The following is a 20,583-nucleotide window of genomic DNA, read 5'->3' on the forward strand; positions in this document are numbered from 1 at the left end:
TTCCCTCCTAATTTGCCGCCAATTGCCACCATCCCAAACTTGGGCCGATAAAGCGAACGATGACCCAAATCACCACCAATAGGCCAATGCCCACCCATGTGCCCCGCGTTACCCACTTCTGAATCCACAGCAGTTGCTCTTTCTTGAGCCAGCTTCCCTTTTCTTGGCCGTAAGCCTCCCCAAGGGCTTCCTTGCGCCGTTTTGCCTCACCCATGATTAACCCTCCAAACCTATTCCTCAATTTAGGGTTCGAGGACAAAGTTCACCAACTTACCCGGCACCACAATCACTTTTTTGATGGTTTTGCCTGCCAGATAGCGTTGGCCAATGTCCGACTGTTTGGCCGCTTCCTCCAGTTCGGCTTGGCTAGCCCCCGCAGGGACTTGAATCGTGCCACGGGTTTTTCCCATCACCTGAATCACCACCGTTGTTTCCTCGGCAACCAATGCAGCAGGATCAACTTGGGGCCAAGGTTGGCGGTGGATGGAGTCCGTTCCCCCCAGTTGATGCCACAGTTCTTCGCTGAGGTGGGGAGCAAAGGGAGCCAGTAGGGTCAGCAGCGTTTGCATGCCCTCACTATAAACCCCAGAGGTATAGCAGTCGGCATTGCTAAGGGCATTGGTGAGTTTCATCAATTCGGCAACGGCGGTGTTCAGTTGATAGTCCGCTGCCAGATCGTCGCTGATTTCTTTGATGGCGGTGTGAATGGCACGGCGCAGGTCTTTTTCTGCTTTGCTGAGGGTAGGGGGCAGGGGTTGACCCAGTTGACCGCCGTTGGCTTTGAAGGTTTGCACCAAGCGCCAGACGCGATTGAGGAAGCGGAATTGGCCTTCAACATCGGCATCATCCCATTCTAGGTCTTTTTCGGGCGGTGCTTTGAAGAGGATAAACATGCGGGCGGTATCGGCACCGTACTTTTGAATAACGTCACCGGGGGCAACGCCGTTGTACTTGGATTTTGACATTTTTTCATAGACCACCTCTAGGGGTTCACCGGTTTCGGGGTCGGTGGGCCGGCTGAGGTCGGCAATTTGCGAGGGAATCACATACTTACCGGTGCGGGGGTTTTTGTAGGTGCGCCCCTGGACCATGCCCTGCGTCAGCAGCCGTTGGAAGGGTTCACTCACCTGAACCAGGCCGCGATCGCGCAAGACTTTGGTGAAAAAGCGCGAGTAAAGCAAGTGCAAAATGGCGTGCTCAATCCCGCCCACGTATTGATCTACCGGTAACCAGTCCTGAACGGCCACAGGGTCAAAGGGGGCTTCCCTGTTGTGAGCATCGGCATAGCGGAAGTAGTACCAAGAGGAGTCAATAAAGGTGTCCATGGTATCCGTTTCGCGCTCGGCAGGGGCGCCGCACCGCGGACAGGGAACCTTGCGCCACGCCTCCAGTTTGGCCAACGGCGAAGGCCCGCGACCGGTGAACTCCACCTCTTCCGGCAGCAGCACCGGTAACTCCGAGCGGGGTACGGGTACCGCCCCGCAGTGGGGACAGTGAATGATGGGAATAGGAACACCCCAGTAGCGCTGGCGGGAAATGAGCCAATCGCGCAGCCGATATTGCACTTGCTCCCGTCCCCAACCTTGGCGGGTCGCATATTCGGTAATTGCCGCTTTAGCTGCGGTGGAGTCCATGCCGTCAAAAGGGCCACTGTTAATCAATTTCCCCGCGTCTGTGTAGGCCGCTTTCAGGCGAGAAGGGGCGCTCCCTTCAGGGGGGAGGATGACTTGGCGAATGGGGAGCTTGTGGGCTTTGGCGAACTGAAAATCCCGCTCGTCGTGGGCAGGGACGCCCATCACGGCACCGGTGCCGTACTCGTAGAGGACATAATCGGCAAGCCAGATGGGGATTGCTTCGCCGGTAAAGGGATTCAGGGCTTTGCCGCCGGTGGCCACCCCGCGCTTGGGGCGATCGCCCGCCGTGCGTTCCAGCTCACTTTCCTGTTGCACACTGGCAATAAAGGCTTCGACGGTTTTGCGGCGGCGAGGGGTGGTCACCTTGAGGGTGAGGGGATGTTCGGGCGCCAGCACCACATAGGTCACCCCATAGACGGTATCGGGACGGGTGGTGAAAACGGCAATTTTCTCGTCGCTGCCCACAATTGGGAATTCCAAATAGGCACCTGTGGACTTGCCGATCCAGTTGGCCTGCATCAACTTCACCCGCTCCGGCCACCCCGTGAGCTGCTCTAAGTCGTTCAACAATTCCTCGGCGTAGGCGGTAATTTTCAGGAACCATTGCTTGAGCAGTCGCCGTTCCACCAAGGCGCCCGATCGCCACGATCGCCCTTCGCTATCCACCTGTTCATTGGCCAAAACCGTCTGATCCACGGGATCCCAGTTCACGGCGGCTTCCTTCTGGTAGGCCAAGCCCGCCTCAAAGAATTCCAAAAAAAGCCACTGCGTCCAGCGGTAATAGTCGGGGTTACAGGTGGTCACCTCCCGCTCCCAGTCGTAGGAAAGGCCAAGCCGTTGCAGCTCTTGGCGCATCTGGGCAATGTTCTGTTGCGTCCAAATCCGAGGATGAATCCCCCGTTCAATGGCGGCATTTTCCGCCGGTAGGCCAAAGGCATCCCAGCCCATGGGGTGGAGAACGCGATAGCCCTGCATTCGCCGACAGCGGGCAATGACATCGGTAATGGTGTAGTTGCGAACATGCCCCATGTGCAGATTTCCGGAGGGGTAGGGAAACATGGAGAGGGCATAGAACTTGGGCTTGTTCGGATCGGTGTCGGTGCGATCCAGCTGGCGGGCAGCCCATTCCCGTTGCCACTTGGCCTCAATTACTTGGGGGTCGTAGCGATCGTCCACCACAGTTTTCCCGAAAGAACGGCTTATCTATTGTATCTGGATTGTATCTGGCACCTAGCCTCTTAGGGTCGGGGTCTTAACGGTGAGGCGCAGCCACCGGCCGAAGTCGGTAGCCCTGACCATAGACCGTTTGAATCAAGGAGGGTTCACCGCTATGCTCGATTTTGCGGCGTAGCAGCCGAATCTGGGCGGCCAAGAGGTTGCGATTGACACAGGGTTGATCCGGCCATAGTTGACTGGCAATCAATTCATGGCTGAGGAGTTCCGTCGGGTGCTTGAGGAACAGTGCCAAAAGTGCCGTTTCCTTTTCCGAGAGACAGATGCACTGTTGCCCCCGATAGAGCAGACGCCCTTCGACATCTAGACGCAAATCCTGCCAGCAAAGAATGGGCGCGGTACACCCGATCGTATGCCGTCGTCGTAGGAGTGCGCGTACCCGTGCCAGCAATTCCCGCAGTTCAAAGGGCTTAACTAAGTAATCATCGGCACCAGCATCCAGACCACATACGCGGTCATCTACAGTATCTCGCGCCGTGAGAAAAAGAACGGGGGTCTCATCACCCGCTTGGCGTAACTGTTGACAGAGTTCTAGCCCTGTGGGTGGCGGCACCAGCCAGTCTAAAATCAACAGGTGGTAGGGACGCTGTGTTTGCCAATAGGTTTGAGCCGTTTCACCGTTGTAGGCCACGTCAACGTGGTAGCCCTCTTGGCGTAGGATATGACCCAAAGGATCGGCTAGCTCCGTTTCATCCTCTACTAGGAGAATACGCTCCACAACTTCATAATGGTTAACAATGGCCGATGGACACTAAAATTTTAGCGAAATTCTCAGTCAGCTAAGCCGCTGCTTGTAGAAATTGAGGAGGAACCGGAATTCCCGCAGCGATCGCTTCCGCTGGCAGTGTGGGTACAAGACGATAACAGTAGAGAATAAATTCCTCTAACCACGTTTGCAGCAGGGCTTGCTGCTCCTCGTTGAGGTAGCGATCGGGGGCAGGCACCTGCTCATTGTAAAAGGTCTCAACCCGAATCGCACGCAACCAAGAATGGGTAGGGCGGGTAATCAACCAGTAGTTGCGCACAAGGGCGCGCCCGAGGTGATTTTGGACGATCTGGCTTGCCTTCCTAAACCATGGCAGATAGTTTTGCAGCGTCTGTACTACCGGCGGCGTAAACAAGGGGCGTACTGCGGATGTGACCCCAAGGAGGTTGAGAATTTCACCCTCCAGTGCCAAGAGGTAGGCTAAGTTGATGGGTAGAGACACTTTAGCTTGAGAGTAGGACATCAGCAATGTTGCTAGGGTGGCACGGCTCGCCTCTGGGAGTGTTTCAATCAAGAGAAGAAGCTGATGTTCCGTTAGCAGGGGGCTGTCAGAGAGCGCTGAGATTTGGCGTTGATAGATTTCCCTGAGCGTGCTGAGGAGTAGAGGAGGTAAGAGCATAGTCAAAGGAGTTAGTTCAACAAACTCCAAGGGATTTTAATACTTTCTTTATATTTGCTTTTGGCGATTTTGTAAGTCAACACTGCTACATTCAGTCTCAGTAATAATTAAAAAATCTATCGTTTCAATAGTATTTATGATGGTACTGTGTCTAAAACATGGGATGTCTAAAGGGGATCAAAGCCTTTTCCATTATCGCTTTTGCGGTTTTGAGTACATTCTATTCATGAGTCATGAGAAAAGGGCTGTAAATCCGCTGGCGATCGCTTGCCAATCCTCTAGTTCATACGCTATCTTAAATAAGCTAGAGCAACGCGGGGTAGAGCAGTCTGGTAGCTCGTCGGGCTCATAACCCGAAGGTCCATGGTTCAAATCCATGCCCCGCCATTTAATTTTCTGCAGGTAGGGCAAGCCCCTCCAGTAGTCGCCGGCGGTCTTCAAGAAGGGCTTTTTCTAGCTCCGGCAGGAACCCCCGCGACGGCCACAGATCGGGCAGCAGCGTTGTCAGGGGCAGATTGCGCAGCTCACGGTAAAAGTCCACCGGGATCGAGCCGAAGGCATGGCGCATATTCAGGTTAAAGCCCACCCGCTCAAATTGGACGGCCCTTGCCGGTGCCTGAGAGCGCAGCCACGCCATGGGCGATGTAGCCGCCGAGATGCCCTCGGCAGAGCGGAGAATAGCGGTAAGCTTTTCCCCTTGCCAAAGATTGGCCCACAACTGGGTCCGTTGAGCCGGCTGACGCCACCCCTCCAGAAAGCGTTGCAGCCCACGGGGCAGGGAAGGGGGAGCTGTGGTCGGGTCTTGTAAGGCCAAAAGGGATTGCTGTAGGTTTGCCGGTAGGCGCCGGGTCGCCGTTGGCCAATCTCCCTGCCACCAAGCCAGAAGGCCATGAACTCGGCGGGCGTAGGTGGCCGCCGCGCCGGCGGGGACAAGGGTTTGCTCTAGGGCAGCGTAGCGCTTTTTGGCTTGCTCTAGAACCTTGGGGTAGTAGGGCGCCAGCAGGGGCGATCGCCAAAAGGGGGCGGTGCTGACGTGGGGGAAAGTGAGGATTTCCAAGGTGAAGGCCTCAATTGCATGGGACTCATCGCCTTGGGCAAGAAGGCTAAAACCTAGGCCCAAAAAGTTGCCCGGCTGCCTGCCATTTAGTTCAATCGCTTGAGCAAAGTGGGTGATCGCCAGCGGCCAGCGTCGCTGCTGCCAATAAAGCCAGCCTAGGCAGGTGTGGACAAATTCAAGGGCAGGGGCGCGATCGGCAGCTTTTTCCAGCTCGGCAACCGCCGTCCGGAACAGATTGGCCTGAGCTTGAGGATCCGCCGTTTGAAAGCCTCGATGGCCGTAATTCCAGCCCAACTGGAGGGGGTAAAAGGGTTCCCACGGAACCAACTCTTGGGCACGAAAGAGCAGCGCCGTAAAGCGTTGCCATTGGACAGGCCGCATGGCCAGTGCCCAAAACCCTTCGCTACTGAGGGCGCGGGCACGATGAACGGGAGCAAGCCAAACTCCCATGGCGACAAGTCCTGCTAAGCCTAAAGCCACCAAGGGCAAAGTGCGGCGCGGGGAAAGACGGCCTTGGGGAGATTGACCCTGACCCTTGCGCACCAGTGCGGCCAGAAGGGCAATTTCTGTGACCAACAAACCGGCAATCCCCACATTGTCTACTTGAAAATCGCTCAGGCTAAATAGCCCATAGCCCCATAGTGCCACCAGCAGGGTAAGTGCCGCTGGTTGATCTTCCGGTGGCAGAGAAACCAGCCAGCGACGATATCTGAACGTCCAGTATCCCAGAACGCTAACCGCCAAGACCCAAGCCCCAATTCCCCAGATTCCCAACTCGGCCCACAGTTGCGCCGGCGTGCTGTGGAGTTGATAGATCCATGGGGCTTCCTCCCCTGCCCAGTCGGGACGATAGGCTTGGTACAGAAGCGGGACACTTCCTAGGCCTTGGCCGGTCCACGGATGAGCCTTCCCCATCTCCCAAGCCGTCAGATGGGTAATCCAGCGATAGGCGATTTCCCCTGTCGCTTGCCCGCGTAAAAGACTCAGTACCGTCTGTCGCAATCGCTCATTGGCAACGGCTAGGACAACGGCACTTCCCAATCCAAGGGTCAGCCATCGCCAAAAGTGCCGCCCACGTTTGCCCTTTAACCCCAGCCAAGCCAAGGGAATCCCCATCAGCAGCAAACTTAAGGCCGCCGCCCGCGAAAAGGTGGTGTACAGATCCACCAAACCAAGGATCAGCATGCCCAGCCAAAAGGGGCGCGATCGCCACCAAGGGGTTTGAGGCGGAGCGGTCAACCCCAATAGCCCCAGCAGGGGCAACCCCAACAGCAGATAGCCGGCAAGGTAGTTTTGATGGCCAAATGGCTCACCATTGCGAAACCCTAGGCCGTTGGGATCAAAGACCAATGTGCCCTGCCACAGCCGCGGTAGAATTTCTCTCCCCAGCCAAAGGCCGGCACTGAGCACAATCAGGGCAGCCACAACATACCCTTGAAAGTAGAGACAACGGCGCCGCCGTTCGGGTGTGCGCAACCAACTGCTGAGGGGATAGAGAGCGGCCAAGCCACCCAAGGCTGCCCAACTGTACCAGAGGGCTTGCTGCGGAAAGCGGCTAGAGGGAACTGAAACCGCCAATCCCACCAATAGCAAAATGACCACGCCATCGGCCCCGTTGCCAAGGGGGGGTAAACGGCGTTGATAGGCAAAAAAATAGAGCAACCAGAGCAATGGCGCGCCGACGGCAGCTTGCCACAACAGGAGCCACGGCCAAGTGGTCATGAGGCTATGGCTATTGGGCAAGAGGGTAAAAAGCACATACCCCCCTGCCGTCAGCAGGCCTAGAAGAACCCCTTCTTGCTGAATAGCTCGCTCTGCTGCCATGGGCTATCCCCGCCAGACCTGCTCAATTCGAGCCATGGCCTCAAGGACATTCTCGCGACTATTAAAGGCCGAAAGGCGCAAGTAACCCTCCCCTGCTGCCCCAAAACCCGCACCGGGGGTACCCACCACATAGCAGGTGTGCAGCAACTTATCGAAAAAGTCCCAACTGCCCATGCCTGGGGGGGTTTTTAGCCAGACGTAGGGGGCATTGACCCCGCCATAGACTTCAAAGCCGGCTTGGGTGAGTTTTTCGCGAATCAAACGGGCATTTTCCATATAGAAGGCCACCAGTTGCCGCACTTGGGCTTGACCTGCTTCGGAATAGACGGCCTCGGCGCCCCGCTGCACAATGTAGGACACCCCATTGAACTTGGTGGATTGCCGCCGCTGCCACAGTGACCAGAGTTCGACGGCCTCCCCCTCGGGGGTTTGCCCCTTGAGGCCCTTGGGCACCACCGTAAAGGCACAGCGGGTTCCCGTAAAGCCAGCATTTTTTGAGAAGGAGCGAAACTCGATGGCGCACTCGCGGGCACCGGGAATCTCGTAGATCGAGTGGGGAATTGCCGGATCGGTAATAAAGGCCTCGTAGGCGGCATCAAAGAAAATGATTGCCCGGTGGGCACGGGCATAGTCCACCCATGCCTGTAACTGCTCCCGGGTAGCCACCGCCCCGGTGGGATTGTTGGGGAAGCAGAGATAGATTAAGTCCACCGGTTCACCGGGCAGGGGGGCACTGAAGTGGTTTTCAGCGGTCAGCGGCAAATAGACCAAGCCGGCGTACTCGCCGCGTTCGTTGGCTGCGCCGGTGTGCCCTGCCATCACATTGGTATCCACATAGACGGGGTACACGGGATCGAGTATGGCAATGCGGTTGCCGGCGCCAAAAATATCGAGGATATTACCCGTATCGCACTTGGAGCCGTCGGAGATGAAAATTTCCCCGGCCTCAATGTCGCAGCCCCGCGCTTGGAAGTCGTGAGCGGCAATTTTTTCCCGCAGCCAAGGGTACCCCTGTTCCGGCCCGTACCCTTTGAAGGTGGCGCGATCGCCCATTTCCTGAACCGCTTGGATCATTGCCTCGCGACAGGCGGCGGGCAGGGGTTCGGTAACATCCCCAATGCCGAGGCGAATTAACGGCGCATCGGGATGGCTCTGCAAAAATTGATTCACCCGGCGAGTAATTTCCGGAAAAAGATACCCTGCTTTGAGTTTGAGATAGTTTGCGTTGACGAAGGCCATAGTGCGGTTGAGGGAGAACGGAAGTTCAATATATCAAGATTCGAGCAACCCTTTGAGGCGAGAGCGCGCCAGTGCCAGCGCCGCGGGCAATTTTTCGGGTTGAGATCCCCCCGCTTGGGCAAAGTTGGGACGCCCCCCACCGCGCCCGCCGCAGACTTGGGCAAGTTCTGCCACCAGTTGACCGGCGTGAATTCCCCGCTGCACAAGGTCTTGACTGGCGGCCACTAAAAGATTCACTTTGTCAGCAGTCGGTTGAGTAGCTAAAACAACCACCCCACTGCTCAATTTGTTGAGGAGCCATTCAGCGGCAGTTTTTAGCCCTTGGGGATCCACGCCTGCTAAGGAGGCAATGAGAATGTGGGTATTGGCGATGGCTTCGGCCTGTTCCAAGAGGGTTTGGGTTTTCGCAAGTGCCAATTCAGCTTTGAGGTGTTCCAGTTCTTTTTGCCGGGCTTTGAGATCCGCTTGCAGTTGGCTAATGCGATCCAGAACCTCTTCTGGTTTGGCTTTGAAGCGATCGCACAACTCGCGGACAATGCTATCCCGCTGTTGCAGATAGTCCCGCACCGCCAGTCCGGCAATGGCTTCAATGCGGCGAATGCCGGCGGCCACCCCACTTTCACCGATGATCTTAAAGAGGCCGATTTCGGCAGTGTTGTGGACATGGGTGCCACCGCAAAGTTCCATGGACACTCCCGGAATATCGAGAACACGCACCTGCTCACCGTATTTTTCGCCAAACATGGCGATCGCCCCCCCGGCCTTGGCTTCATTGAGCGCCATGATACTGGTGTGGGTGGGGTGGCTTTCACTAATCCACGTATTGATTTGATCTTCAACCTGTTGCAGCTCCTCACGGCTGAGGGGGCGGGGGCAGTTAAAATCAAACCGCAAGCGATCAAAGGCCACCAATGACCCCGCTTGGGAGATGTTTTCATCAATCAGCTTTTTCAAGGCCGCCTGCAGGAGGTGCGTTGCCGTGTGGTGCGCCTGTACTCGGCGCCGACAGCTGAGATCGATTTGGGCGTTGACGCGATCGCCCACGCTGAGGCTGCCCCGCTCCACTTTGCCGTAGTGAACGAACAATTCCTTTTGCTTTTGGACATCGTGGATTTGCACCAAGGCATTGCCGGTGGCAAGGTAGCCGCGATCGCCAATTTGGCCGCCGGCTTCGGCATAAAAGGGGGTTTCCTCTAGGATGATCTGGACCTCCGTCCCCGCCGCTGCCGTGGTCACCGGATGCCCCGCCACTAGAATAGCTGCCACCGTCGTCGTCAAACTAAACTCGTCATAGCCACGAAACCGCGTCGGATGCAGTTGATCTGCAAGGGAGTCAATCCCCTCTTGCACGGTAATATCAATGGTTTCGTGAGCCGCCTGGGAACGCTGCCGCTGCTCGGCCATACAGGCTTCAAACTCGGCCACATCCACCCCAATCCCCTGCTCGGCTGCAATTTCTTGGGTCAACTCCAAGGGGAAGCCATAGGTATCAAAAAGAACAAAGGCATCCCGTCCCGCCAGTTGCGGTTTACGGCGTTTTTTGCCCTTGGCCGTCTTCAGGGGAGCCAGCATCTCCGCCAAGAGCTTCTCACCCCGATCCAAGGTTTTGCGAAACTGTTCTTCCTCCCGCTGCAATTCGTTGAGAATCACCCCTTGGCGCTCGCGCACATTGGGATAGACATGGGCTGCCAAATCAATCGCCACTTGCGCCAAGGCAGGGGTCACCAGTTCATTCATCCCCAACAGCCGACCATGGCGGACAAGGCGGCGGATCAATCGCCGCAGCACATAGCCACGTCCCACATTACTGGCGGTGACGCCATCGGCAATGAGATGCACCACCGCACGGGTGTGATCGCCAATCACCTTGAGGGAGGTTTGGGTGCCGGCATCGGCCTTGCGGTAGTCAATTCCGGCTCGCTGTGCTGCCGCCTCAATAATCGGGAAAATCAAATCCGTTTCGTAGTTGTTGGGCACCCCTTGCAGAACCTGTGCCATCCGCTCCAAGCCCATGCCGGTGTCAATGTTTTTCGCCTTCAGGGGGGTGCGGCGCCCTTGGTCATCTTGGTTCAGCTCCATGAACACCAAGTTATAGAGTTCGATGAACCGGCGATCGTCATCGAGATCAACAGCCTCTAAACCCTTTTCTGGAGAGAAGTCGTAGTAAATCTCAGAACAGGGGCCACAGGGACCCGTTGAGCCAGCCGTCCAAAAGTTGCTCTCCTCTCCCATGCGCTGGATGCGCTCCTTGGGCAAGCCTACTTGGCGATGCCAAATCTCGTAGGCCTCATCATCGTTTTCAAAGACACTCACCACAAGCCGTTCAGGGGGCAAGCCATAGACGGTGGTCATCAGCTCCCAGGCCCAAGGAATGGCCTCGGCCTTAAAGTAGTCACCAAAGCTGAAGTTGCCCAGCATTTCAAAAAAGGTGTGGTGGCGAGCGGTGCGACCCACATTTTCAATATCGTTGGTGCGCAGACATTTCTGGGCGGTGGTGGCGCGGGGGACTTTGGGTGCTTCTTGGCCAAGGAAAATCGGCTTGAAGGGGAGCATGCCGGCAATGGTCAGCAGCACCGTCGGATCCTCTGGAATCAGGGAGGCACTGGGCAAAATTGTGTGCCCCTTGGCGGCATAGAAGTCAAGGAATTTTTGGCGAATTTGATCACCTGTGAGGGCAGTTGTTGCCGACGCAGAGGGGGACGAAGTCATTGGAGCAAAGTCTCAACGGAGCGCAACAAACGGCAAAAATACTATTCCATCATACTGGATTGTACTCTGGGAATAGAGCGCTCCATCGGAAGGATTCACTAGAACAGCCATGACCGAGCCAGCCACCCGTTCTGAACTGGGTCAACTCCTTGATGAAGTGAGAGGGATGCGCGCTGATATGAAAGCGATGCAAACCCAACTCTACGAATTGACCCTTGAGGTTAAGACCAATCAAGCAACAACGAACGAAAAGTTCAATACCCTAGAGGAAAAAATTAATGCGACCCGCAGCGAATTAAAAACAGAGATGCAAGCACTTCGTGCGGAGTTCAAGGGAGAACTTCAAGGGGTTCGTGCGGAGTTTAAGGAGGAACTTCAAGGGGTTCGCACTGAGTTAAAAGAGGATATTGAAGCTGTTCACGCTGAACTAAAAGCGGACATTAAAGCAGTTCATACTGAATTGAAAGGAGACATGCAATCGGTGCGCACTGAGCTGAAAGCCGCCCAATCTGAGTTGAAAGGGGATGTTCAAACAGTCCGTACCGAACTGCAAGCCGTTCAATCTGAGTTAAAGAATAATATCCAAGTCGTGCGTGCAGAGGCTCAAATAGCCCAAGCAGAGTTGAAAGGAGAGATTCACACGGTACGCGCAGAACTCAAGGCGCTTGATGAAAAGGTCAATGAGTTGAGCGATCGCCAGCGGGTGGTGGATGCCCGCCTCTGGGGCTTTATTGTGGCGCTTGTGGGCGCCATCTTGGCTTACCTTGTAAAGCTGTCTTTCTTTGAGCAGGCCTAAAGAACAAACACCCCCGGCAAAAATGTGTCTAGGTAAAGGTGCACCAACTGTGGCCCAAACAGGGAACTAAAAATAGCCGCCACTGCCAAAAAAGGTCCAAAGGGAATCGGTTGGCGACGCTGAATCCAACCGAGGGCAATCCCCAGTCCACCCATCAGGCCACCGAGGGCACAGGCCAAGAAAAAAGTGACGAGCAACCCCTGCCAACCTAACCAAGCCCCAATCATCGCTGCCAGTTTACTATCCCCTCCCCCCATAACCTCCTGACCAAGGGCGATCGCTCCCCCCCAGCGGATCAGATCAAAGAGCCAAATGCCTATCACTGCGGCAATGATGCCCTCCGTCAGTCCGCCGAGACCTGTCGTTAACCCTCTGACTAGTAAGCCGACAATCAACCCCCACTTCGTTAGAGGATGGGGCAGGGTCATCGTGTCTAGATCAATCAAGGCTAAGGCCAGAAGCCACGCACTCAACAGCCACAGCACAAGGGTTTGCCCCTGCCAACCACTCACCGCCACAATGAAGACGTACAGCAACCCCATCAACAGCTCAATGGCCGGATACCGCCAAGAAATGGGCGCATGGCAGTAGCGACATTGCCCCCTTAGGAGTAGCCAACCCAGAACTGGGATGTTGTCCCAAGGCTTGAGGGTGGTCAAACAGACCGGGCAGCGAGACGGCGGATAAAGGAGCGATCGCCCGCTTGGTACACGGTAAACCACCACATTAAGAAAGCTGCCCACCGCTGCGCCAAGGGCAAAGACAAGGCAGTAGCTGGCAAAGGTCAAAAAAGTTAGTGCAGTTATAGGCGTGTCACTTCCGGCAGACGATCGTAGGGAATAAAGCATTCTTGAGGCAGCAGCACCGGCTGGCTAGTAAACAGCACATAACCCCGCAGGGTTTGCCGATTAACCGCGACACCCGCCGGCAGCGCTTTTGCCCCATGAACCTGCTGGTAGAGATTATAGATGGATTGAGCTGCGGCTAATAGGGGGGTATCAACGGTTTCCATGGTTGGCAAAACTGGCATGTGCCCCACTCCTCGGCAATTCAATACTCGGCAAAAATCAGGTTTGGTGTTGAACCAATCGTCACTTCTTAACAAGTGTTTAATCTATGCAAAAGTGGTTCTCCCTTGCCCCGCTGCCTTCCAAGGAAGGGTTTGCAGGCGAGAACTCGTCCCTGTTCGACGTAAAGAATTGCAACATGGGACGTTCTAGAGTTAAGGGGCAGAAGAATTGCCTATAATACTTTGAGCACGCCAATGCTTGAGGGAGTTGACGTTGACCACGACTGTGTTTCAAACCACAAAATCCCAAGAAATTTTTGCCGCTGCCCAAAAACTCATGCCCGGTGGCGTCAGTTCACCCGTGCGTGCCTTCAAGTCTGTCGGCGGCCAGCCCATTGTCTTTGACCACGTTAAGGGTGCCCACATTTGGGATGTGGACGGCAACCAATACATTGACTATGTGGGGTCGTGGGGGCCGGCGATCGTCGGCCATGCTCATCCCGAAGTGATTGACGCCCTCCATGCCGCCCTCGAAAAGGGAACCAGCTTTGGTGCCCCCTGTGTGCTGGAGAATATCTTGGCGGAAATGGTGATTGCCGCTGTCCCTAGCGTCGAGATGGTGCGCTTTGTGAATTCCGGCACCGAAGCCTGTATGGCAGTGCTGCGGCTAATGCGAGCCTATACCCAGCGGGAAAAAGTGATCAAGTTTGAAGGCTGCTACCACGGCCATGCCGATATGTTCTTGGTCAAAGCAGGGTCAGGGGTAGCCACCCTGGGCTTACCCGATTCTCCCGGCGTGCCGAAAGCAACCACTGCCGCCACATTAACGGCGCCCTATAACGATCTGGAAGCGGTCAGTCGCCTCTTTGAGCAGTATCCCGATGAGATTGCGGGGGTGATCCTTGAACCGGTGGTCGGCAACGCCGGCTTTATTCCGCCGGATGCCGGTTTTCTCGAAGGACTGCGGGAGCTGACGAGGCAGTACGGTGCCCTTTTGGTCTTTGATGAGGTAATGACCGGCTTTCGCATTGCCTATGGGGGTGCTCAAGAAAAATTTGGCGTCACACCGGATCTCACCACCCTCGGCAAAGTGATTGGCGGTGGCCTACCGGTGGGTGCCTATGGGGGTCGCGCTGACATTATGAAGATGGTGGCGCCCGCAGGCCCTGTGTATCAAGCGGGTACCCTCTCTGGCAATCCCTTGGCGATGACAGCGGGCATCAAAACCTTGGAAATTCTCAGTCGCCCCGGCAGCTATGAACAACTGGATCGGATCACCGGCAAGCTAGTGCAGGGGTTGCTAGAGGCAGCGCGGGAGTTTGGCCACGCGGTGTGTGGTGGGCACATCAGCGGTATGTTTGGTCTCTTTTTCACTGCTGGGCCGGTGACCAACTATGAGCAAGCTAAGCAGTCCGATTTGAAAAAGTTTGCCGCCTTCCACCGGGGCATGCTGGAGCAGGGGATTTACCTTGCGCCGTCGCAGTTTGAAGCCGGCTTTACTTCCCTTGCCCATACCGAGGCAGATATTGAGCGCACCATTGCCGCAGCGCGCACCGTGTTGAGTCAGCTTTGAGCTTTGACAGTTGCGGCAAGGAGCACCACCTCCATTAGATCCTCAGGGTTGAGGCAAGGAAAAACCATGACATCCCCTAATTCATGAATCGCTCGGCTGCTATCTTCTGCCAAGGTAATCATGGGGAGTTTTCGCAGTTTGGGGTGATTTTCCAGATGGGGAACTTCGTCAGCGGGTAAATCCCAAATCAGAGCATCGGGCTGCCAAATCTCTACCAAGAGATCGGCCTGTTCAAGGTCTTCTGCTTCGAGAAGCCGCAGGTGGGGCAGGCTAATCTCATGAAGTAAGCCGAGGCGGAGCACCGTTTGATTCAGGAGGGGACGCTCGAAGGTAGGTTCTTTGGCGGGAGCAGCCAATCGCGGAAAACACCAGCGATCAAGAACGTCAATCAGCAGACTGGGAGGGCTACTCAAAGGCAGCCGTTGTACAAAACCGGTCAAACCCAAGGGGGTGGCTTCATCGGAGACGATGATTAAAGGGACAGTGGCAGTGAAGGGACTGGTGGTCAGACTTTCGACCACATCAGCCAAAATCAAACTACTGGCGGGGCGCACGACAATTGCCGTGGGTTGCAGTTGCTCCAGCTTATCAAGGGCTTCAAGGGGATGCCGAGCGACCATATAGCCGTAGTGACTGCGTCGCAATGCGGCAGTCGTGTCCACGAGCCACGTGGCATCATTACTGACTAAAAGGATCAATTGAGCTGTAGTGGGTAATTCAGGGGGAAGTTCCTCGGCAAAGGGCAGGAGTATCGTCCATTCACTGGAGTCGTCAGCTTGGGCGATAAAGGAAAGCTCACCATTGTGGAGACGACACAGTTGGCGGGCGAGCATCAGCCCCATTGTTACTTCGGCGTAGTCCTCGACGCATTCGTGCAGCAGGCGATCGTGATCTTTGAGGGGAATGCCATGTCCTTCTTCCCATAGGTGCAGAGCCAGCCAGTTTTGCCAGCGACTCAGGCGCAGTCCGTAGCGATCGCTGGGAAAGCGCATCAGCCACCCCAAGAGATGGGCAAAAATCTGCCGTAGCCGTAGAGCATCGCCGTAGAGGTACACATGGCTCAAGGGCTGATCAATTTGCCACTGCCACTGCCAACCCGGCGGGGTCAGATTGTAGAGATGCTCCGCCAACTCCTGCGATCGCAACCATAAGCCCGCCAATTCTACCGCTTCCCATTGCAATTCCAACTCTCGCCAGAGGGCACGGGTGTAGTCCTGCCACGCCTGAATGAGGCGATTCATTTGCCAACTGCTACGTTGGATGAGAGTAAGGTAGTCCTGTTGCTCTGGTAGAGGGTGTTGCCACAGGAGTTGGGTGAGGCTGAGAATGGCAGTCAAGGGATTTTTCAGCTCATGCCCTAGGCTCAGAAGAAGGCGCTTTTGCTGATGTAGACGCAGTTGGTGCAAGCGGGTGGGGATTGTGGGATCGGTCTCTGGCCGCCGTTGGGCAAAAAAGAGCCAGTAGCGATCGCTAGCCACCGCGACGCCACTCTTTGTCTTCTCCCCCTGCAACGACTTTAAACTCAAGGGAAACGAACACACCTGCCAGAGCGATTGCGCCTCTAGCGCCTGACAATTGAGGCCCTCAAATTTAGGCTGTACTAGGGGCAAAAAGTCAGTTAAGTATTCTGACCAAGCCCGATTTTGCCAAACGACTCTGCCTTGGGTGTTTTGAATTTGTACCGGCAAAGGCAATTGTTCAATCACCTCCAGCCAAGGCAAGGGGGGCTGGCACGCCCAGCGATAGAGTAAGCGTTGCTGATCCAGTAGTCCCAAAAAGCAACCCTCTGCATCCACAAGCGCAATATAGGCCGGCATCTGGGCTTGGCTGCGCAACCACCCCTGAAACTGCAATAGTGTCCACGCTGCGGGTACCACCACCACGGGCGATCGCCAAGAAGCCGTCACACTGCCCACTGCCAAGTTGGCTAACTGCTCTTCCCGCTCCAAACTCAACGCCAACCGCCAACCCTGCACCACCCCTATGGGCACTTGGCCGCCGTCCACAATGACGATCACTTCTGGGAGCGTTTCTTGCCAACGCTGGTACACCTCGCTGAGAGATAGACCTGCACCCACTGTCATCGCAGGTTCAGTAAAGTTGGCTAAGGAGAGGGAATTCATGGATAAAGCCCTTTTGTGAAATGGGGGATACATCAAATAATGAGATAGGATGCCGTTTTACGCAGGCTTTTCCATTTTTGAGCGTGTTTTATGGGCAGGGCTGTCGGTTCTAAGCTTGTAATGAAATGGCAACACTCCTCCAGAAAACACTGCCACCGCTAGCGAGAAAGTGATAGGATGCTATCAGATGCAAACCCAAGTCCTGAAAGCACGTGGCGCAGTCAACCGCACTAACAATCTGTGGCTTAGTTTACTCGCCCGCCATTGGCCAAGAACTGGTACGTTTGCATAACTCCGAGATCGATGAACTCGTTTACTTTTCAAATGAAAAAGAATTTTGTACCTATTTAGAGGAACGGCGAAATAGCGTTGCTTGTTTAATTCTAGAATGGGGAGAGGGCACTCCGCAAATCATTACCTATCTCCACCATAGTGCCACGCTGTTGCCCGCCATTCTCATTTTTCCTGCGGCTCCCTCTCCCCCACCCCTTGGGCCTCACTACCACGTAGCTGAAGTCATTCTCACCACCGATCAGCTACATCAGCTCAACCAGCAAATCGAAGAGGCGATTACCGGATTTGTGAAGCTCTGTCCGGGGTGTGCGGTGCCTCCCCACGTCATGTTTCGCATGCCGGCCCTCAAAGACAGTAGTAACGTTGATCCGCAGCACCGCCTCTCCCAAAAGTTAAAAGAACGTCTGGGCTATCTTGGCGTCTATTACAAGCGGGACACCGCATTTTTCTTCCGCCGTATGTCTGCCGCCGATAAGCGCAAACTCCTCGATGAATTACGCTCTATTTATCGTACCATTGTTCTTGAGTACTTTAACACCGATGCCAAAGTCAATGAGCATATTGACGAATTTGTGAGTAAGGCATTCTTCGCAGATATTTCCGTCTCCCAAGTCCTAGAGATTCACGTTGAACTCATGGATAATTTTTCTAAGCAGCTCAAACTTGAAGGTCGCAGTGAGGACATTTTGCTCGATTATCGCTTGACACTGATTGATGTCATCGCCCATCTGTGCGAAATGTATCGTCGCTCTATTCCGCGTGAGGTGTAACTCCTATGGCTCCTCTGCGGAAGACTTACGTGCTTAAACTGTACGTGGCCGGGAATACGCCCAACTCCGTGCGTGCTCTTAAAACCCTCAATAATATCCTTGAAAAAGAATTTAAGGGCGTCTATGCCCTGAAGGTGATTGATGTCCTCAAAAATCCCCAATTGGCCGAGGAGGATAAAATTTTGGCTACACCGACCCTCGCCAAGGTCTTACCGCCACCGGTACGTCGTATCATCGGCGATTTGTCGAACCGTGAGAAAGTTCTCATCGGCTTGGACTTGCTGTACGAAGAGATTGGTGAGCAGTCCGACGAGGAACTTGATTTGGAATAAGCACAGTGGTTAAAGTGTCTCGGTTTAGAATAACCTTTTGGAATTTTTTGCAGAATACTCGATCTAAAAATCTTCTATGACGAACCTACCAGAAAGTCAGTTAGGCACCCCTAGGCAGTCCCCTGCGGAAGTTAAGAAAATCCCAACGATGATCGAGGGATTTGACGACATTAGTCATGGTGGACTCCCCCAAGGACGTACCACATTGGTCAGTGGCACCTCCGGAACCGGCAAGACCCTTTTTGCGGTGCAATTTCTTTATAACGGCATCACAATTTTTAACGAAGCAGGCATTTTTGTTACCTTTGAAGAGTCTCCCCAAGACATTATTAAAAACGCCCTTAGCTTTGGCTGGAATCTGCAAAGTCTCATTGATCAAGGGAAGCTGTTTATCCTCGACGCCTCTCCGGATCCCGACGGCCAAGAGGTGGCTGGAGATTTTGATCTGTCCGCTCTCATTGAGCGTATTCAATATGCCATTCGCAAATACAAAGCCACCCGCGTCTCGATTGATTCGGTAACGGCCGTTTTTCAACAGTACGATGCAGCTTCAGTGGTGCGGCGGGAAATTTTTCGCTTGGCGTTTCGCCTCAAACAGTTGGGGGTGACGACGATTATGACCACGGAGCGGGTGGATGAATATGGCCCGGTGGCGCGTTTTGGGGTGGAGGAGTTTGTCTCCGATAATGTGGTGATTTTGCGCAATGTGCTGGAGGGGGAACGGCGGCGGCGGACGGTGGAAATTCTCAAGCTGCGGGGCACTACCCACATGAAAGGAGAATATCCCTTTACAATCAACAACGGCATCAATATCTTCCCCTTGGGGGCGATGCGCCTCACCCAACGCTCCTCTAATGTGCGGGTCTCCTCGGGCGTCAAAACCCTCGATGAAATGTGTGGCGGCGGATTTTTCAAGGACTCGATTATTCTGGCCACAGGAGCCACCGGAACCGGCAAAACCCTCTTGGTCAGCAAGTTCTTGGAGACAGGGTGCCAACAGGGCGAACGGGCACTGCTGTTTGCCTATGAAGAGTCGCGGGCGCAACTGTCCCGCAATGCCTCCTCTTGGGGCATTGACTTTGAGGAGCTGGAGCGGCGGGGTCTCTTGCGGATTATCTGTGCTTATCCCGAGTCTGCCGGCCTAGAGGATCACTTGCAGATTATTAAGTCCGAGATTGCCGACTTTAAGCCCTCGCGGGTGGCCATTGACTCTCTGTCCGCTTTGGCACGGGGCGTAAGTAATAATGCCTTCCGTCAGTTTGTGATTGGGGTTACAGGCTTTGCCAAGCAGGAGGAGATCACGGGCTTTTTCACCAACACGACGGATCAGTTTATGGGGTCAAACTCCATTACAGAGTCCCATATCTCCACGATCACAGACACAATTTTGCTGTTGCAGTATGTAGAAATTCGCGGTGAAATGTCGCGGGCAATTAACGTGTTTAAGATGCGGGGGTCTTGGCATGATAAGGGCATCCGCGAGTATGTCATCACTGAGAAAGGGGCCGAAATCCGCGATTCTTTCCGCAATTTCGAGGGCATTATCAGCGGTACCCCCACCCGTATTTCAGTGGACGAAAAAACGGAGCTGGCACGGATTGCCAAGGGGATGCAGAACCTAGAAAACGAGTAGCCCCATGCAGTTAAACCAAGTGATTGTGGTGCACAAAGCAGGCGATCGCCAGAGTAAGGAATGGGCGGATCGTGCTTGCCGTCAACTGCAACAACGGGGTGCCAATGTGCTCGTCGGACCAAGTGGCCCTAAGGACAATCCCTACCCCGTCTTTATGGCGTCGGTGACCGAACCCATTGATCTAGCAGTGGTGTTGGGGGGAGATGGCACCTCCTTAGCGGCAGCACGGCATTTGGCTGCGGCTGGGGTTCCCATTCTGGCGGTAAATGTGGGGGGGCATTTGGGGTTTTTGACGGAGCCGCTGGAACTGTTTCGTGATATGGAGGTGGTTTGGGATCGCCTTGAACGGGACGAGTACGCGATGCAACAGCGGATGATGCTGCAAGCCCAAGTTTTTGAAGGGTCAAAATTGCATCCTGAAGTGGTGGGCGATCGCTACTATGCGCTGAATGAAATGTGTATTAAGCCGGCGTCTGCCGATCGCATGATTACATCTATCCTCGAAATGGAAATTGATGGCGATGTTGTGGATCAGTACCAAGGGGATGGGTTGTTGGTGGCCACCCCCACTGGTTCCACCTGCTATACAGTCGCAGCCAATGGCCCCATTTTGCATCCGGGGATGGAAGCCCTCGTGGTCACCCCCATTTGTCCCCTGAGTTTATCGAGCCGCCCGATTGTCTTGCCTGCCCGCTCCGCAGTGAGCATTTGGCCGTTGGATGATCACAGCTTGAATACCAAACTGTGGATGGATGGCGTACTGGCCACCTCCATTTGGCCGGGACAGCGGGTACAGGTGACAATGGCCGATTGTCAAGCCCGCTTTATTATCCTGCGGGATCACTACTCCTTTTATCAGACATTGCGGGAGAAGTTGGCTTGGGCAGGGGCACGCATTCGCTATCACAACAATCACCGCAATTAGCAATTAGATCACAACTGCTCTTTTGAGACGCCTCTATAATGGGCGCA

General features: G+C 54.9%; 16 protein-coding genes and 1 tRNA gene. 7 read left to right on the plus strand and 10 right to left on the minus strand.

The window, feature by feature from the left end:
• Positions 1 to 7: 7 nt before the first annotated feature.
• The 4 genes from ACK4IR_RS03220 to ACK4IR_RS03235 all read right to left on the minus strand — a co-directional run bounded on the left by ACK4IR_RS03220 (position 8) and on the right by ACK4IR_RS03235 (position 4,258).
• A complete protein-coding gene (locus tag ACK4IR_RS03220) occupies positions 8 to 214 on the minus strand; it encodes a DUF2839 domain-containing protein (RefSeq protein WP_409872476.1) in 207 nt (68 codons plus the stop codon).
• A 28-nt stretch (positions 215 to 242) separates the two neighbouring features.
• A complete protein-coding gene (leuS, locus tag ACK4IR_RS03225; protein WP_409872594.1) occupies positions 243 to 2,810 on the minus strand; it encodes a leucine--tRNA ligase in 2,568 nt (855 codons plus the stop codon).
• 76 nt (positions 2,811 to 2,886) lie between these two features.
• Entirely contained in the window at positions 2,887 to 3,585 is a 699-nt protein-coding gene (locus tag ACK4IR_RS03230) for a response regulator transcription factor (protein WP_409872478.1), read from the minus strand.
• 61 nt (positions 3,586 to 3,646) lie between these two features.
• Positions 3,647 to 4,258, minus strand: coding sequence for a hypothetical protein (locus tag ACK4IR_RS03235; RefSeq protein ID WP_409872480.1), 612 nt, complete (start codon positions 4,256 to 4,258; stop codon positions 3,647 to 3,649).
• A gap of 307 nt (positions 4,259 to 4,565) precedes the next feature.
• On the opposite strand from ACK4IR_RS03235, the gene ACK4IR_RS03240 reads away from it, so the two are divergent.
• Positions 4,566 to 4,639: transfer RNA gene (locus tag ACK4IR_RS03240), tRNA-Met, on the plus strand.
• Between the two features lies 1 nt (position 4,640).
• Here ACK4IR_RS03240 and ACK4IR_RS03245 read toward each other — a convergent pair.
• From ACK4IR_RS03245 to alaS, 3 genes are read right to left on the minus strand one after another with little or no spacing between them, the layout of a single operon-like run.
• Positions 4,641 to 7,133 (minus strand): O-antigen ligase family protein, encoded by a 2,493-nt coding sequence (locus ACK4IR_RS03245; RefSeq protein WP_409872482.1) that lies wholly within the window; start codon positions 7,131 to 7,133, stop codon positions 4,641 to 4,643.
• Between the two features lie 3 nt (positions 7,134 to 7,136).
• Entirely contained in the window at positions 7,137 to 8,372 is a 1,236-nt protein-coding gene (locus tag ACK4IR_RS03250) for an LL-diaminopimelate aminotransferase (protein ID WP_409872484.1), read from the minus strand.
• A gap of 33 nt (positions 8,373 to 8,405) precedes the next feature.
• The gene (gene alaS, locus ACK4IR_RS03255) at positions 8,406 to 11,081 is read right to left on the minus strand and encodes an alanine--tRNA ligase (RefSeq protein ID WP_409872486.1); all 2,676 of its coding nucleotides are present in this window, start codon (positions 11,079 to 11,081) and stop codon (positions 8,406 to 8,408) included.
• Positions 11,082 to 11,190: 109 nt separating this feature from the next.
• Here alaS and ACK4IR_RS03260 point away from each other — a divergent pair, with 109 nt between their 5' ends.
• Positions 11,191 to 11,877, plus strand: a complete 687-nt coding sequence (locus tag ACK4IR_RS03260; RefSeq protein ID WP_409872488.1) for a hypothetical protein — start codon at positions 11,191 to 11,193, stop codon at positions 11,875 to 11,877.
• Here ACK4IR_RS03260 and ACK4IR_RS03265 read toward each other — a convergent pair.
• Both ACK4IR_RS03265 and ACK4IR_RS03270 read right to left on the minus strand, forming a co-directional pair.
• A complete protein-coding gene (locus ACK4IR_RS03265) occupies positions 11,874 to 12,725 on the minus strand; it encodes a prepilin peptidase (protein WP_409872489.1) in 852 nt (283 codons plus the stop codon). The two genes, ACK4IR_RS03260 and ACK4IR_RS03265, sit on opposite strands and share 4 nt — an antisense overlap.
• Entirely contained in the window at positions 12,680 to 12,907 is a 228-nt protein-coding gene (locus ACK4IR_RS03270; RefSeq protein ID WP_409872491.1) for a hypothetical protein, read from the minus strand. Before ACK4IR_RS03270 ends, ACK4IR_RS03265 begins: the two co-directional genes overlap by 46 nt.
• A 316-nt stretch (positions 12,908 to 13,223) precedes the next feature.
• On the opposite strand from ACK4IR_RS03270, the gene hemL reads away from it, so the two are divergent.
• A complete protein-coding gene (hemL, locus tag ACK4IR_RS03275) occupies positions 13,224 to 14,459 on the plus strand; it encodes a glutamate-1-semialdehyde 2,1-aminomutase (protein ID WP_409872596.1) in 1,236 nt (411 codons plus the stop codon).
• Here hemL and ACK4IR_RS03280 read toward each other — a convergent pair.
• Positions 14,450 to 16,582, minus strand: a complete 2,133-nt coding sequence (locus ACK4IR_RS03280; RefSeq protein ID WP_409872493.1) for a histidine kinase dimerization/phospho-acceptor domain-containing protein — start codon at positions 16,580 to 16,582, stop codon at positions 14,450 to 14,452. The genes hemL and ACK4IR_RS03280 overlap by 10 nt on opposite strands.
• Positions 16,583 to 16,794: 212 nt before the next feature.
• Here ACK4IR_RS03280 and ACK4IR_RS03285 point away from each other — a divergent pair, with 212 nt between their 5' ends.
• The 4 genes from ACK4IR_RS03285 to ACK4IR_RS03300 all read left to right on the plus strand — a co-directional run bounded on the left by ACK4IR_RS03285 (position 16,795) and on the right by ACK4IR_RS03300 (position 20,536).
• Positions 16,795 to 17,646, plus strand: a complete 852-nt coding sequence (locus ACK4IR_RS03285) for a circadian clock protein KaiA (protein WP_409872495.1) — start codon at positions 16,795 to 16,797, stop codon at positions 17,644 to 17,646.
• Between the two features lie 5 nt (positions 17,647 to 17,651).
• On the plus strand, positions 17,652 to 17,978 hold the full coding sequence (kaiB, locus tag ACK4IR_RS03290) for a circadian clock protein KaiB (protein ID WP_409872497.1): 327 nt from the start codon (positions 17,652 to 17,654) through the stop codon (positions 17,976 to 17,978).
• A 76-nt stretch (positions 17,979 to 18,054) separates the two neighbouring features.
• The gene (gene kaiC / locus ACK4IR_RS03295; protein WP_409872499.1) at positions 18,055 to 19,611 is read left to right on the plus strand and encodes a circadian clock protein KaiC; all 1,557 of its coding nucleotides are present in this window, start codon (positions 18,055 to 18,057) and stop codon (positions 19,609 to 19,611) included.
• 4 nt (positions 19,612 to 19,615) lie between these two features.
• Positions 19,616 to 20,536: an NAD(+) kinase gene (locus tag ACK4IR_RS03300; protein WP_409872501.1), complete on the plus strand. Its 921-nt coding sequence runs from the start codon at positions 19,616 to 19,618 to the stop codon at positions 20,534 to 20,536.
• Positions 20,537 to 20,583: the final 47 nt, after the last annotated feature.

Origin of the sequence: Thermosynechococcus sp. (genome assembly GCF_046299635.1) — a bacterium.
In the GTDB taxonomy this organism is placed as follows: domain Bacteria; phylum Cyanobacteriota; class Cyanobacteriia; order Thermosynechococcales; family Thermosynechococcaceae; genus Thermosynechococcus.